The sequence below is a fragment of the Paenibacillus sp. FW104-T2 genome (assembly GCF_058789975.1).
Genome location: NZ_JBYTCE010000002.1, coordinates 17,194 through 32,464, shown reverse-complemented (window position 1 = coordinate 32,464; position 15,271 = coordinate 17,194). Strand labels below are relative to the sequence as shown.

Genomic DNA, 15,271 nt, shown 5'->3' with positions numbered 1-15,271 from the left:
ATTATTGCCCCATGGAGACGGGCACACGAACCTGCTGAAGTACAGAATTCAGTACGGCTTCAGAGCTCATGCTGTCCAGTCTCGCTTCAGGACGCAGTACAATCCGATGGGAAAGGACATACGGGGCCATCGTTTTTACGTCATCCGGGAGCACATAATCACGTTCCTGCAGGAAGGCAAACGCCTTCACCGCCATCATGAATGAAATGGCTGCACGCGGGCTGGCCCCCAGCAGAACGGACGGATGCGAACGTGTATTGCGAACGACGTCAAGCAGATAGTCCATGACCGGATCACCAATAAAGACTTCCTTGATTTCCTGCTGAATCGCCGATATCTGGTCCATGTGAGTTACGGACTCCAGCCGGTCCACGGGCTGTCCTGACTGATGCTGCTTCAGTAATGTTCTCTCGATATCCTTGTCGGGATAACCCAGACTTATTTTCAGCATAAACCGGTCGAGCTGTGCTTCCGGCAGTGTATACGTTCCCTCAAAATCAATTGGATTCTGGGTAGCACAGAGCATGAACGGGTGTGGCAGATCATAGGTATCGCCATCTACCGTTACACTGCGTTCTTCCATCACTTCCAACAGAGCTGACTGGGTCTTCGTTGTTGCCCTGTTGATCTCATCCGCCAGAAGTATGTTGGTCATGACCGGACCCGGACGGAAATAAAAGCGCTCGTCACGCGGGTGGAATACGGATACACCTGTAATATCACTTGGCAAAATATCTGGATTACATTGAATGCGGCGGTATTCTCCGCGCATGGATTTCGATAATGCTTTGATCAACTGTGTCTTGCCTGTTCCGGGTACGTCTTCGATCAGAACGTGTCCGCCTGCAAGCAAAGCTGTGAGCAAAAGTTGAATTTCAAAGGATTTCCCCATTATGCAAGATTCTAGATTAGAACGAACTGCTGAAATGATTTGGATCGACTCTTTGCGCACAGGCATGTGGTCTAACCTCCTAAAAAAGCATACAGATTTCCTTTTATTGTACATGAACAACGGGCGCGAGTACACTCGAAGAGAATCACAATTTGTTTCCAGCCGTCAGATTGGCCGCCATTCTCGCATGATTGCGACAAAAAGCCCCGGATGTTAAACATCCGGAGCCTTTTAGTGTATACATATATGGCTAAAACCATTGAACTGCGCCTTGTCAGCCTTTCGGCCGAACCACCAGCGCGGCGAGAAAGGAGAAGATAATCGCCGCTGATATCCCTGCAGCCGTCAAGTCGAATATCCCGGTAATAACCCCGATCCATCCGTCCTTTTCAAGCTCGGTTAATGCCCCGTGCACCAGTGAGTTACCGAAACTGGTAATGGGAATAGATGCCCCTGCCCCTGCAAATTTAACCAGCGGATCATACCATCCGAGCGCATCCGCAACCGCCCCTGCCACAACGAGTGTACTCATCGTGTGAGCCGGCGTCAGCTTGACGCCGTCCATCAGCAGCTGACCCACTACACAGATCAATCCGCCAACAATAAACGCCCATAGAAATTGCATCGTTTATCCCTCCTTTTCAATGGCTACGGCGTGTGCAATACACGGGATGCTCTCACCCTGCTGGTAGGAAATCGGTGACAGCAGTGCACCCGTGGCCACAACCAGTACCCGTTTGAGATCGCCTTTTTGCATTTTGTTCAATATATGTCCATACGTTACAGTCGCTGAGCAGCCGCATCCACTGCCGCCTGCTACAACGAATGGCTGCTTCTCCCGATCATAAATCATGAGTCCACAGTCATTAAACGTCGTTTGTTCCATGGGGATGCCTTCCTTTTGCAACAGTTCTTTCGTGATAGGGTGTCCAACCGAAGCCAAATCGCCAGTGACAATCAGATCGTAATACCCTGGTTCAAGTCCTGTATCCCGAAAATGAGACACGATGGTATCTGCCGCTGCTGGAGCCATGGCAGCCCCCATGTTAAACGGATCCTTGATGCCAAGATCCATGACCCGTCCAATGGTTGCCCGCGTGACAACAGGGCCTTCTCCAGAGCGGGAAACTACGCCGCAACCTGAGCCGGTCACGGTGTACTGTGCATAAGGAGGTTTCTGGGATCCATACTCGGTCGGGTAGCGGAACTGCTTCTCCACTGTGCAGTTATGGCTGACCGTACCGGCGAGGACATAATTACCTCCACCTGAATCAACAATTAGGGATGCTAATGCCAGGCTCTCCATGGAGGTCGAACAAGCCCCAAATACACCGAGGTAAGGAGCTCCCAGTTTCCGAGCCGAAAAGGAACTGCTGATGATCTGGTTGAGGAGATCGCCACCAATGAAAAACTGCAGTTCTTCCTTTGTGATGTTTGCATTGATGAGTGCCAGCTGTGTAGCTTGTTCAAGCAGCTTGCGCTCCCCTTTTTCCCATGTTTTCTCACCAATCTCCAGATTGTCATAGACGTAATCGAAATCGGCGGACAGTGGTCCAGCTCCCTCCTCTGGCCCAACAACCGCAGCCCTGCCGATAATTCGAGGGCGGTTCTCAAACTCCCAGGTTTGGCGTCCGACAAGCTTCATAGATGCCCACCTCCTAATCCAAGGAAGGCGTAGATGATACCTATAATAAAGGCAGCCACGACGCCGAATACGATAACCGATCCGGCTAGCTTAAACATGTTGGCTCCAACGCCAAGAACAAGTCCCTCCGCACGGTGCTCCAATGCTGCTGAGCACATCGAGTTGGCAAAACCGGTAACCGGGACCGCTGTTCCTGCTCCGGCCCACTGGGCAATTTTATCGTAGACCCCAAGGCAGGTGAGGATAACCGAGATCAGGATCATGACCGCAACCGTAGGACTGGCCGCTTCCTTGGAAGTCATATCGAAACCTGCCTTGAATGCTTCCTGGATAGCCTGTCCAATGATGCAAATGAATCCCCCGACAAAGAAAGCCTTAATGCAATTCGCAAGGATCGGACGAGCGGGCTCATGCTTTTTGGCTACTTTCTTGTAATCCTGTTCGCTGATGGACAGGGATGATGATTTTTTTCCGTTACCGGATCCTTTGGTTTGAGCTGGCAAGATTCAGAACCTCCTTAGAAATCGTATAGGTCGCACAGCTTGTCGCTGCATCTCGTGTGGAATCCTATGTTCATTGTTTGTTAATCGTGGGAAGGTTATGTATCCGGCGAATTGCATCAATTGTTTCCAGTTGGGGAGAGAACGGTTTAGCAGCTTAAATTCAATACGCCGGATTAGAGAGAAGTTGAGCTAATCGCACAACAGTCAGGTGTGAAGTATTTCCCTATAAATAAAGAAGTACGATGACGAGCAAAATAAAAAGGACGATAAAAAGGATGTCTTCATTGCCTTCATGAGGTGGCTTCATCTGGTGTCCCAACTCCTTCCTGTCGTCAAGCAAACGAATAAAAATCCCCGGTTATGGGAACGCAGGAGCGTCTCAACTCATGCATATTCAATCATGCTGTGAAAGGCGTGAGGGAAAAGCCCAATCCAAAAGAAAACTTCATGTTCATTGTACTAATGATGCATCCGATACGTGACACAGACATGGACAATTAGGTGCGCAAGGTTCATACTATAATGTGACCAGTGGTTAATAATGTCCTTTAAGAATGGAGGACAACAGTCTGCAGCCGTTCTGTCAAGACTGTCATACATACAAGCAGAGGAGTTGTCGACACATGAATAAAAAAACAATGGAGATGTTTCGTACATTAACGGAATTCCCTTCCGCTTCCGGATTCGAGCGCGAGCTTCGCGGATGGATGAAGGAGCAGCTCTCCCAATATACAGAGGAATTTGTCCAGGATCGTCTGGGAAGCCTTTTCGGTGTACTTCGCGGTGAAGAATCAGGCCCGAAAGTTATGGTAGCCGGACACTTTGATGAAGTGGGCTTCATGACAACAGGCATTACGGAAACGGGCATGGTTAAATTCCGACCGCTTGGTGGATGGTGGAGTCAGGCTGTCTTGTCTCAGCGCCTTCAGATCATCACTCCCGATCGCCGTATAACGGGCGTTGTAGGTTCTACGCCTACTCACTTGCTGGATGAGTCCCAACGGAGCAAACCGGTTGATCTGAATCACATGTACCTGGATATTGGTGCGGATAACCGTGCTGAAGCCGAATCTTGGGGGATTCACCCAGGCATGCAAATCGTTCCAATCTGTGAATTTACACCCATGGCGAACCCGAAAAAAATCATGGCAAAAGCCTGGGATAACCGCTACGGAGTCGGACTTGCCCTTGAGCTCGTTGAGGCACTCCACCAAGAGAAGCTTCCAAACACGCTGTATTGCGGTGCAACAGTTCAGGAGGAATTGGGGCTTCGCGGTGCGCGTACAGCTGCCAATCTGATTGAACCAGACATCTTCTTCGCCCTGGACTGCAGTGCAGCCAATGACATGACAGGTGACAAACAGTCCTTTGGACACATTGGGCAAGGTGCTCTGCTTCGTATTTTCGATCCAGGCATGTTCACTCACCGCGGCATGGTGGAATATGTGCAGGACACCGCTTCTTCGAACCAGATCAAGATGCAATACTTTATCTCACCTGGTGGCACGGATGCAGGACAAGTTCATCTGAGCGGAATTGGCGTACCTTCAACCGTCATTGGGATCTGTGCCCGTTACATCCATACCTCATCTTCCATCATTCACACCGATGACTATGATGCTGCCAAGGCACTGCTTGTCAAATTGGTGAAGGGTTTGGATCGTACGACCATGAACACCATTATTGAAAACGCGTAATGCTCAGGGAGTGACAGAATTGAACAACTCTGGTTGATCTCTCTCCAGATAAAGAGGCGTTCCGACTTTGGTTGGAGTGTCTCTTTTTTTTTGCGTAAAAATAGATTAATAGTTCGAACATTATAGGAAATAACACATAAGATACAACAACGAAAGAGAACAAAACACCAAGCAGTGGGGGTCCTGTCATGGCAGTGGGAAGGAATGGAAAATCGAATAATGGCTCCAAAAAATCAAATGCCGCAAACTCCCTTCTCAATGGCAACCTTAAAGGTAAGAACCTGGAACTCATTGTTGCAGCATTGCTAGTTAGCGGCAAATTAAGAGTCGACGCTGTGACCTTGTTTCGCGAAGCTACTCTGGTCGTTGAGTTGGTTGGACAATATAAAACACTGACAAACATTACGCCTTCGAATGCCGATAAACTGGTCCAATTTCTTGACGAGATGGGCGATGTGACACTAGATGATGTGATGCGAGCTTTCCAAAAAAGAATGAATTCCTAAATGAATGGAATGAAATGAGGCTGGGATGATGTCTGACTTTGACGGAACTGGATTTGCAGAGCTATTAATTGTAGTTATCCTTGTTGTGCTCTTTGTATTTGGCTCTTCGGATATTGATGAGCTTACCGATTCCCCATCCTCTTCCTGAACCTTGCTCCCAATTGTGGTTTAGCCCCTTGAACTCTATATACACGGTAAGGTTTAGTACAGGATTCGGAGAGCCAATAAAAAACGCCAGTCCTCTATTCTGGACTGGCGTTTTTGAATTCATGCTGATGTTGTCATGCGACATAATCCGATAAAAACCTCGATGCCTATTACTCAGAGTTACAGAAATAACGGTGAAAATGCGATCCATGCCAAAATAAGCGTTAGCACAATACATACATTCTCGACCACGGCTCCATGTTTGGTCCCCGTGCTCATTAAATTCGCCCTGATCCTCCACTTGAGTGGCGGAAGCGGACGAATCCCTCGATTCGTCAACGAGTCTGCAAGCAAATGCATGGCATAGGCTACGCCTCCGGCAACCCAAATCTCCGGTCCCTGCTCATGCGTTGTGCTGTACAGCAGTCCTCCCCAAACTGCAGTTCCATAGACCGTATGGGTTAAACCTCTGTGGGTCAGCGTAGTACATAACATGAGCAGACTCCCTGCAATCAGGTTCCATGGTGCGAGGGCGTGACCGTATAATACAAGGCCCAGTCCGATGGCGAACATCAACACCTTGCGGAGCGAACGCGATGGCAGGAAAGATACCAGCCCGACCAAAATGGCCAGCAGCAGATTCCAAGGCTTCGCCTGCACATAAAAATACACAAATACGGCTGTAGGCAGCAAAATGGTTTGCAGCAGCCTGATCAGACTATTAGGCAGCGCCTTGGATACCAATAAGGAATTCGGCTCATCAATGTCCGGCAGCAGCGAGCCAATGAGCGCAACCGTAACAGCCGGTGCCGTGACTTGCACACCCATCAGCTGCAGTACTGAAAGTGAAACGCCTGTTCCAATAATCAGGTGGGATCTTCCCATCATGATGCGAAAACTTCCTTTCGAAGAAATAGGGAACATCATATCCCATTCTCGATGTTACAACGAAAACAAAAAGAGAACAATAGTTCGTATTTCTTATTTTAAAGTAGCATCTGGACCTCAATACCTTCCATTCTTCAAGCTCCAATAAAAAAACAGTTTCCGTGACCGGGCTCACACTTTTTAATTTGTGCTACTTATCTCTTTCTTAGTGAAATAAATCACATTAAGTGTTAGCAATTCACGGTATGATTCAAATATAAACCACTAAAAATGTTGATATTGTCCAGTGTTAAACCAAGGAGGCTTACACACATGAACGGAAACAGAGAAAAACTTGTCGTGATCGGTAACGGTATGGCCGGCATTAGTACAGTTGAACAAATTTTGAAATTAACTTCACGCTATGACATTACGGTCTTCGGCACGGAGCCCTATCCCAACTATAACCGTATCATGTTGTCCTATGTTCTGGAGGGCAGCAAAACCATTGATGATATCGTGCTGAATGATCTGCACTGGTATAAAGACAATGGCATTACACTTCATACCGGTACAACCGTGTCCCGTATTGACGCAGATACCCGGGAAGTCGTGACAAATGAAGGCACACGGGTGCCCTACGACAAAGTCATTATCGCTACAGGTTCCAGCTCCTTTATCCTGCCCGTTCCGGGTCATGATAAAGAAGGCGTTGTTGGATTTCGGGACATTGCCGATTGCAACATGATGCTGGAAGCAGCAAAGCAATATAAAAAAGCGGCTGTTATCGGGGGAGGTCTTCTAGGACTGGAAGCAGCCAAAGGCCTGGTACAGCTCGGCATGGACGTCACCGTAGTTCATCTCATGCAAGATTTGATGGAACGCCAGCTCGATCCTCAAGCTTCAGCCATGCTAAAAGCGGAACTGGAGCGTCAGGGCATTCGTTTCAAGATGGGCGCACAGACAGCTGAATTGATCGGCGGGGAACGTGTGGAAGGCCTCCGATTTGCCGATGATACCATACTGGATGCAGACTTTGTCGTTATGGCTGTAGGCATTAAACCGAATACGATTGTAGCCCGCGAAAGCGGCATGGAAGTTAACCGGGGGATCGTCGTGGATGACTACATGCAGACCTCACTCGAAGGTGTATATTCTGTCGGGGAATGTACCGAACACCGGGGAGTATGCTACGGCCTCGTTGCCCCATTATTCGAACAAGGCATGATTCTCGCCAAGCATATCTGCGGCGTGGAAACTGCTCCGTATGAAGGCTCTGTCGTATCTACCAAATTAAAAATCTCAGGTGTGGACGTCTTCTCCACAGGCGAATTTCTCGATAGTCCCGACCATACGGTGATCAGCCATAAAGATGACTGGAAACGGACCTACAAAAAAATTCTGCTGCGAGACAACATCATGGTCGGTGCCGTGCTCTTTGGAGATGTGACGGATTCTGCTGAATTGCAGAAGTTAATCAAACAGAAAACCGAGATGACGGATGAGCTGTATGCCTCACTGATGGGGACGGGCTGTGGTGGTCACAAAAAAGCTGCTTCTATTGAAACGATGGCTGAGGACGAAATCGTATGTGGATGTAATGGTGTAACCAAAGGAACGATTGTCGATGCCATTACGAATCAAGGTCTGAGCAGCGTTGATGAGATCAAAGCCTGCACAGGCGCAACCCGTTCATGCGGCGGATGCAAACCGGTAGTAGAACAAATTTTACAATATGTACTGGGAGATGGCTTCACAAGCGGCGCCAAACAGGGCATCTGTGGATGCACCTCCCTCAGCCGGGATGAAATTGTAGCCGAGATCAAGCAAAAAGGATTGCAGACGACCAAAGAAGTGATGAATGTCCTGGGCTGGAGCCAGCCTGAAGGCTGTTCCAAATGCCGTCCGGCAATTAACTACTACCTCGGCATGATTGCACCGGATACGCATGAAGACGAGAAGGAATCCCGGTTTGTCAATGAACGAATGAACGCCAATATTCAGAAAGACGGTACGTATACGGTAATACCGCGCATGTACGGCGGCGTAACCACGCCGGAAGAACTGAAACGCATTGCGGACATTTCGGTCAAATACGATGTAAAAGCCGTCAAGGTTACCGGGGGACAACGTCTTGATCTGATCGGGGTCAAAAAAGAGGATCTGCCGCAGGTATGGGCGGAGCTGGATATGCCTTCCGGTTATGCTTACGCCAAATCGCTGCGTACGGTCAAAACATGCGTCGGTTCCCAGTTCTGTCGCTTCGGTACCCAGGATTCCATGGCGATGGGTGCCCTGCTTGAACGCAAATTCGAGCGTCTTGATCTGCCTGCCAAATTCAAGATGGCGGTTAATGGTTGCCCTCGGAACTGTGCGGAATCATGTACGAAAGATATCGGTATCGTAGGTAACGATGGAGGCTGGGAGTTGTTTATTGGCGGTAATGGCGGTATCAAGGCCAGACTGGCAGACTCCTTATGCAAAGTTAAAACAGATGCAGAACTCATTGAACTCTGCGGTGCAATTATTCAATACTATCGGGAAACAGGCAACTATCTGGAGCGCACCTCGGAATGGGTAGAACGGATGGGGCTTGAGCAGATTCGTTCAGTTGTAGTGGATAATCTGGAAGAACGCAAAGCACTGATGGGACGCATCGAATTTGCTCTGAACCATGTGGAAGATCCATGGAAAAAAGCACTGCGTAACGAAGAAGGCCAGACCAAACTGTTCCAGGGGATTGAAGTGTCGGCTCGTCCTTAAGCTCTAACTCTTAAGATAGTAGCTTTTTATACTGGATTAATATGATATTTAATTTGCAGGTGAACCTGCCATAGAAAAGGAGCAGTCCATATGACAACCAAACAATCAGGCACCTACTTTCCGGCGGGAGAGATTGAAGAGTTTCTCCCCCGGATCGGGAGAGTGGTAGAAATTGAAGGCCTACAGCTGGCTGTCTTCCGCGCCTCTGACGGTACCGTATTCGCTGCCGATAACCATAACCCCCACCCCAAGGGTGGGCCGCTCGCCGAAGGCATCGTATCTGGACATTATCTCTATGATCCGCTGTACGATTGGAAAATTGACTTAAGTACGGGTGAAGTGCAGGCACCAGATCAGGGACAGGTTCAGATGTTTCCGGTGAAACTCGAGAACGGACAGGTCTGGATTGCTGTATAGCGAGCTCCATGAGCAGGAACGAGATAGATGCACAATAATGGAGGAGACCAGGATGTATACACCAGGTGTTGAAGGAATTATTGAAGCTGCCGTTAAAAAACGGGATCAGATGAATGCCAGCTTGCCGCGTTACATGGTAGCTGCCTTAATGGCAGGAGCTTACGTTGGGCTTGGAATTATTCTGATCTTTAGTATCGGTGCACCGCTGCTTGCAGCCAAGTCACCCTTGCAAATGATGCTGATGGGCATGTCCTTCGGGCTCGCCCTCACGCTCGTCATTTTTGCAGGCTCGGAATTGTTCACAGGCAACAACATGTTTTTTACCATGAGTACGCTGGCGGGCCGGACCACAGTTCGGGAAACCTTGAAAAACTGGGGACTTGTTTTCCTCGGAAATCTGATCGGGGCCATTCTGCTCAGTCTGCTTATTGTAGGCAGTGGCTTGTTTAAAACAGCTGCACCCGAGCACTTACTGTTTGCCGTATCAGCCAAAAAGATGGCTGCACCCGTTACCGAATTGTTCTTCCGCGGTATTCTCTGTAACTGGCTCGTCTGTCTGGCCATCTGGATGGCGGCCCGTTCCAAAGAGGATATTGCCAAACTGGTACTAATCTGGTGGTGTCTGTATGCGTTTATTGCCAGCGGGTATGAGCACAGTGTCGCCAACATGACGCTCTTATCACTGTCCTGGCTGCTGCCCAACCACCCCGATACGATCACACTGGCAGGTTGGCTGCACAATATGATTCCCGTCACGCTGGGCAATATCATTGGTGGTGCGTTGTTTGTCGGTATGGCGTATTGGTTTATTTCCCCGGTTCGAAAGAAAGCCTGATCGGATCTCGTACACATTTTCCTTCATCGTGAATCATTAAAAATCTAAAAAGCCACCATGAGTCAGCTGAATAAAAGTTCAGTCGATATGGTGGTTTTTTGGTTTTGTCCATGGATATCCCTTTTGTCTCTTTATCCCCATGCTTATGTCTTTCACTTTCAAGGTTTATTTTTACCTTTCTCGCATACATCGTTAATCCGTGGTTAACATAATTAAAGTATAGTCGGATCATACTCAACCAACAAAGGATGATAGCCTAGATGGGAATTCATACGTACTTTAGGTCACTGAACGATCTTGAACGCATCATTCGAACGCCTGGCAAGTTCAAGTTCGAAGAACACTGTGTTTCTGCCCATTCCTGGAAAGTAGTACAGTATGCCAAGACACTGGCCGATATTGAAGAACTGCACGGAGTAAGCATCGATTGGAAAAAGTTATACGAAATTACCAGCAGCCATGACTATGGTGAAATCTTCATCGGTGATATCAAGACACCCGTCAAACATTACTCGTTGGAACTGCGTTCCATGCTGCTCCATGTGGAAGAAGCGATGGTAGAGCATTTTATTAATGAAAATATCCCTGAGGAATTTAAGGACATTTTCCGCAGGCAGCTGCGAGAAGGCAAAGACGATTCCGTAGAAGGCCTAATTCTAGAAGTAGCGGATAAAATGGACCAGGTATATGAAGCCTTTGCGGAACTGCAGCGTGGCAATACGGAGAAAGAATTCATCGTCATGTACCGCTATGCACTGATCAAAATCAAAAATATCGACCTTCACTGTGTACGTTATTTCTTAGACAACATTCTGCCTGACATGATCGAAGAAGGCATTCGCTCCCCGTTCGATATCCGCCAAATCACCGAAGAAGCTTTGTCCCAATAATCAGTGCTGGCCATCTTGGTCCACTTGATTGATCTGGGGACATGGCTTCTTTTCGTTGTGGATGATGATCTAGAACATAATATTTGACAACCTCACAATTTGTAACTATTATAGTTACAACGGTGGTGATCATCCATGAAACAAATCAGCAGCCGCTTTTCCATTGCTGTTCACACACTGTCCTTAATTGCTGTTGCACCTAATGAGTGTACCGGGGATTTTATTGCTTCTAGCGTAAATACAAATCCCGTAATTATCCGGCGGATCATGTCCAAGCTGAAGCAGGCCCGTTTAATCGAGGTTAGACCGGGCGTCGGCGGGGCTTCCTTATTAAAGGACCCGGCAGACATCACCCTTCTGGATGTATATCGGGCACTCGAAGTGGTCCAGGAAGGGGAGCTATTCAACTTCCACAAACATCCGAATCCGGACTGTCCCGTGGGCAGCATGATCGAACGTACCTTGCGTGCCGAGCTCATTGAGGCCCAGACAGCGATGGAACAGCGCTTGAACCGCGTAACGATACAGCAGATGATGGATCAGGTTCATGTCTCTGAATAAAAAAAGCTCATCATGAGCTTTTTTTAACCCTTTGGTTGTAATCACATCTGTTATAACGGACTTGATTACATCCAAAACTTTTTTCAAAATACTTAAACCATTGGAGGAACTTTTCATGAAAATTTTGGTTACTGGCGCAACAGGTCATTTGGGTTCACTGGTCGTAGAAGCTTTGTTAAAAACGGTATCAGCCGGGGATCTCGCTGTAAGTGTACGAAACCCGGAGAAAGCGGAAGCACTGCGTGCTCAAGGCGTCGACGTTCGTCATGGTGATTTCGATCAACCAGGTACACTTGCCAAAGCTTTCGCTGGTGTGGATCGCCTGCTGCTCATCTCCACAGATGGCGACAATGAGACACGTATCCGCCAACATCAAGCTGCGGTTCATGCTGCCAAGAGTGCAGGTGTTGGATTTATCGCGTATACCAGCGTGGTAAATGCCGAGAATAACACCCTTTCGCTGGCTGAAGTGCACCGTGCCACAGAACAGGCGATCCGCGAATCCGGCATTTCCTACTCCTTCCTGCGTAACAACTGGTATCTGGAAAATGAAGCAGGCAGCGTACAAGCTGCTACCCAAGGTGCCCCATGGGTTCATGCAACCAACGACAGTCAAGTAGGCTGGGCTACGCGCAGTGATTATGCACATGCAGCCGCAGCAGTGCTTACAGGTGAGGGACATGAGAATTCAGTATATGAGTTGTCTGGTAAACTCCGCACGCAAGCTGAACTTGCAGCCATCGTTGGCGAAGTGCTCGGACAGGACATCAATGTACAAAACGTGGACGATGCTACTTATGCCGACATCATGAAAGGTGCAGGTCTGCCTGACTTTGTGGTCTCTATGCTGGTTGATATGCAAGGTGCCATCCGTGAAGGCGCACTGGCTGTAGAGAGCGACACCTTGGAGAAACTGCTTGGCCGTCCGGCTCAACCATTGAGCGAAGGCGTTAAGGCGATTCTGGGCAAATAAAACGTCTTCAAATCCATATCCGCTATTAGAACGAAATTCTATTAGCTGGATAACCAAAAGGGACACACCAACAAATGTTGATGTGCCCCTTTTTTCTGTACAAGTGCTTATATAACAAAATGATACTCTATTGGACTCGCGGGCAATATTCTTGTCAGCGGTCGATATAGCGTGCAGGTATGTGATCAGCGAGCCAGATATTTTCGTTTCCATGGTAGAAGAGGATACCGTCCATGGCTGCCTGCGAGGCATGAATTTTCAGGATTACGGGCTGATCATCACGTCTGCGTCCTACCTGTTCGGCCGTATTCATATCTGCGGACAAGTGCACATACTGCCGCTGCCGTGGCTGCAATCCCTGCTCCATAATCGAAGCCACCGCGCGAGCCGGTGTACCATGAAAAAGGGTTACCGGCGGCTCCGCAGGGATTTTGGATATCTTCTGCGGAGTGGAATGACCATATAGCGCCCGGATGCGGCCGGAACGGATTTCATGTCTCTTTTTCTCCGAGGCCTGAATCATCTGCTCCAGGTCCGCTTCCGTTACTTCTTTCCACTGCGGACTTTCATGTAGTGCTACGAGTAATTGCGAGATCTCTACCCAGCCCTCTTCATCCAGCTCCAGCTCATATTCCCAAGGGGCATGCCGCAGAGCATAAGAGAGCTCCTTGCTTAGTTTCATCAAATCCATCACGATCATCTCCCGAATCTAGTAACTCTCTTCTACCTCTCCGGTTGTACCGCAGTCAAAATCTCCTGAATATTGCGTGCCAGTCCTTCATCATCTTCCTGGTTAAATTGACGGTGGCCGTCAATCCCACGATGAATAATCGTGTTCATTACGGGATGCGCCTCCCGGTCCGAGGCCACCCGAATTAGATCGTCGGCAAAGTCCACTGCTTGCTGCTCACTGTAGTTAAACGGCTTGATCAACATCCGAATACTTAGTGCGTGAGCCTGGGACTCTGCTAGTTGATCCCGATGAGTAATGCTGTATACGGCCCCAAAGCCGAATGCAGCGATCACCTGCCGCTCCAGCTCGGTTGTCTGTTCCAAAGGCGTACCAATCAATTCACAAATTCTGCCCACCATCTGCTCAAGCTCCGAGGCAGCCGCTGCCAGAATGACGTCATTAATGTCTTCTGCGTTAATAAAATCAGTCATATTGTAGTTCTCCATTTCTCAGCCATATTTAATCCATTCTCTTAGACTCCCTGACCCCATTGTATCGGAGGTATAGCGCTCGTTTCAAATGCCCTATACTGCGACACTTCTCGCATTTTATATATTACCCTGATATAAGCGTTGTCGTCTGCGTTTCAAAACGATTTTTTGCGAGATGAAGCGCCTTATCCTTTTCACCATGATTCATATAATATTTAAACAATATCTCCTCATAACGTTCGGCGAGATATTGGGAACCAAGCTCACGATAGTAAGGAAGAACTCTATCTTCTATCATTTCAAAATACGCTTCCTCCTGGCCTTGCAAAATAACACATTGGAGTTCCAATTCCATATAACTTGCGTCTCCCGTAAGATCAGATCGATGCAGGGCTTCCAGAGATATATTTAATAGCTTGTTTGCAGGAATGAGATTACCCAGTCTATTCGCTTCTACGTAATTATTAAGCACCATCAGGTAGAGCGGTTGTTTCTCCGGAATGATATCCAGCGCCTGATTGTACCAGTAGGCAGCCTCCTCATACTGCTTTCGCCGGTTATATTCGTAACCCAGATTGTTCAGCAGCTTGGCTTTTCGGTCAGGAAGACCGCAATCATCACATATCCGAATGAGATTCTCATATCTTCTTTTAGTCTCAGGAAAATCATGATACTCTCGGGAATTGAGCTGAACCAGCATAATGGTTTCGGTATCAATGATCCGGACCATATTGAGCGTTTTCCGAAAATGCTGGATAGCCTTCTCGGCGTAATAGTAAGACGTAATATTCGAATAGATCGAGTGATAGGCCAGGGACAAATGATAAAAGTATTCATGATTCGTATATTTCGATTGGTCAATAGAGGTTAACGTCTGGATGGATTTGGTATAATGCCCTGTTAGGAAATAGTAAATCCCCATCAGGTGGTGATAAAAATAATGCTCGTACGAATGCTCCAATTCATCCGGAATCTCGACTTTGTCTATAAGTCTTTCTGCCTCATCTATATTATTTAAAAATAAATAAAATCGGATCCGCAGCAAATCACAGGATAGACGCAAGTCTGGTATACCTGCTAGCGGTTCTTCTTCCAGCTTGTCTTTTAGACGAATAGCTTCGGCCGTTCTCTGCATAATAATGGCCTCTTGCCATGAATCCAGCAGATCCTTCATTTGATGATATCTGGTTACTTCCCTTACCATATCAATATGGAGTCGCTCACAGAGCATGTCCATAATCTCCTGTGAGTACTCTGTCATTCCCCGTTCAATTTTGCTCAGATGTGTGACTGAACAGATCCCTTTCACCAGTTCGCCTTGAGTTCGTCTATGTTTCTCCCGGTAAAATTTAATAATCTTCCCTTCAATCATCACTACACCTCGTTTTGTCCATCGTTTATTCCTAATTAT

General features: G+C 47.8%; 16 protein-coding genes. 8 read left to right on the top strand and 8 right to left on the bottom strand.

Annotated features, from left to right (window positions below; genetic code table 11):
* Position 1: 1 nt before the first annotated feature.
* The 4 genes from AC3WQ3_RS02905 to spoVAC form a co-directional block, all read right to left on the bottom strand.
* Positions 2–958 carry an AAA family ATPase gene (locus AC3WQ3_RS02905; protein ID WP_095289796.1) on the bottom strand — a complete coding sequence of 319 codons (957 nt, stop codon included), beginning with the start codon at positions 956–958 and terminating at the stop codon, positions 2–4.
* 208 nt (positions 959–1,166) lie between these two features.
* Positions 1,167–1,517, bottom strand: a complete 351-nt coding sequence (spoVAE, locus tag AC3WQ3_RS02900; RefSeq protein ID WP_336780517.1) for a stage V sporulation protein AE — start codon at positions 1,515–1,517, stop codon at positions 1,167–1,169.
* Positions 1,518–1,520: 3 nt separating this feature from the next.
* Positions 1,521–2,537: a stage V sporulation protein AD gene (gene spoVAD / locus AC3WQ3_RS02895; RefSeq protein WP_492471429.1), complete on the bottom strand. Its 1,017-nt coding sequence runs from the start codon at positions 2,535–2,537 to the stop codon at positions 1,521–1,523.
* Positions 2,534–3,040: a stage V sporulation protein AC gene (gene spoVAC, locus AC3WQ3_RS02890; protein ID WP_170948175.1), complete on the bottom strand. Its 507-nt coding sequence runs from the start codon at positions 3,038–3,040 to the stop codon at positions 2,534–2,536. The genes spoVAD and spoVAC overlap by 4 nt, the downstream gene beginning before the upstream one ends.
* A gap of 623 nt (positions 3,041–3,663) precedes the next feature.
* Between spoVAC and AC3WQ3_RS02885 the strand changes: the two genes are divergently transcribed.
* On the top strand, positions 3,664–4,737 hold the full coding sequence (locus AC3WQ3_RS02885) for a M42 family metallopeptidase (RefSeq protein WP_492471428.1): 1,074 nt from the start codon (positions 3,664–3,666) through the stop codon (positions 4,735–4,737).
* 188 nt (positions 4,738–4,925) lie between these two features.
* Positions 4,926–5,243, top strand: coding sequence for a hypothetical protein (locus AC3WQ3_RS02880; protein WP_492471427.1), 318 nt, complete (start codon positions 4,926–4,928; stop codon positions 5,241–5,243).
* A gap of 327 nt (positions 5,244–5,570) precedes the next feature.
* Here AC3WQ3_RS02880 and AC3WQ3_RS02875 read toward each other — a convergent pair whose 3' ends face one another.
* On the bottom strand, positions 5,571–6,278 hold the full coding sequence (locus tag AC3WQ3_RS02875; RefSeq protein WP_492471426.1) for a metal-dependent hydrolase: 708 nt from the start codon (positions 6,276–6,278) through the stop codon (positions 5,571–5,573).
* Between the two features lie 312 nt (positions 6,279–6,590).
* On the opposite strand from AC3WQ3_RS02875, the gene nirB reads away from it, so the two are divergent.
* The 6 genes from nirB to AC3WQ3_RS02845 all read left to right on the top strand — a co-directional run bounded on the left by nirB (position 6,591) and on the right by AC3WQ3_RS02845 (position 12,696).
* Positions 6,591–9,020 (top strand): nitrite reductase large subunit NirB, encoded by a 2,430-nt coding sequence (nirB, locus tag AC3WQ3_RS02870; protein WP_492471425.1) that lies wholly within the window; start codon positions 6,591–6,593, stop codon positions 9,018–9,020.
* A 90-nt stretch (positions 9,021–9,110) separates the two neighbouring features.
* Complete coding sequence (nirD, locus tag AC3WQ3_RS02865) at positions 9,111–9,437, top strand: nitrite reductase small subunit NirD (RefSeq protein WP_336780512.1); 327 nt, start codon at positions 9,111–9,113, stop codon at positions 9,435–9,437.
* Between the two features lie 52 nt (positions 9,438–9,489).
* Complete coding sequence (locus tag AC3WQ3_RS02860) at positions 9,490–10,272, top strand: formate/nitrite transporter family protein (RefSeq protein WP_154895075.1); 783 nt, start codon at positions 9,490–9,492, stop codon at positions 10,270–10,272.
* 260 nt (positions 10,273–10,532) lie between these two features.
* Entirely contained in the window at positions 10,533–11,162 is a 630-nt protein-coding gene (locus AC3WQ3_RS02855) for a YfbR-like 5'-deoxynucleotidase (RefSeq protein ID WP_110821976.1), read from the top strand.
* A gap of 135 nt (positions 11,163–11,297) precedes the next feature.
* Complete coding sequence (locus AC3WQ3_RS02850) at positions 11,298–11,723, top strand: Rrf2 family transcriptional regulator (protein WP_336780510.1); 426 nt, start codon at positions 11,298–11,300, stop codon at positions 11,721–11,723.
* A 115-nt stretch (positions 11,724–11,838) separates the two neighbouring features.
* Positions 11,839–12,696: an SDR family oxidoreductase gene (locus tag AC3WQ3_RS02845; RefSeq protein ID WP_492471423.1), complete on the top strand. Its 858-nt coding sequence runs from the start codon at positions 11,839–11,841 to the stop codon at positions 12,694–12,696.
* Positions 12,697–12,850: 154 nt separating this feature from the next.
* On the opposite strand, the gene AC3WQ3_RS02840 is transcribed toward AC3WQ3_RS02845, so the two are convergent.
* From AC3WQ3_RS02840 to AC3WQ3_RS02830, 3 genes are all read right to left on the bottom strand, one after another.
* Positions 12,851–13,387, bottom strand: coding sequence for an RNA 2'-phosphotransferase (locus tag AC3WQ3_RS02840; protein ID WP_336780508.1), 537 nt, complete (start codon positions 13,385–13,387; stop codon positions 12,851–12,853).
* Positions 13,388–13,419: 32 nt separating this feature from the next.
* Positions 13,420–13,875 (bottom strand): Imm48 family immunity protein, encoded by a 456-nt coding sequence (gene imm48, locus AC3WQ3_RS02835; protein WP_492471422.1) that lies wholly within the window; start codon positions 13,873–13,875, stop codon positions 13,420–13,422.
* 109 nt (positions 13,876–13,984) lie between these two features.
* A complete protein-coding gene (locus tag AC3WQ3_RS02830) occupies positions 13,985–15,232 on the bottom strand; it encodes a helix-turn-helix domain-containing protein (RefSeq protein ID WP_492471421.1) in 1,248 nt (415 codons plus the stop codon).
* Between the last annotated feature and the right edge of the window lie 39 nt (positions 15,233–15,271).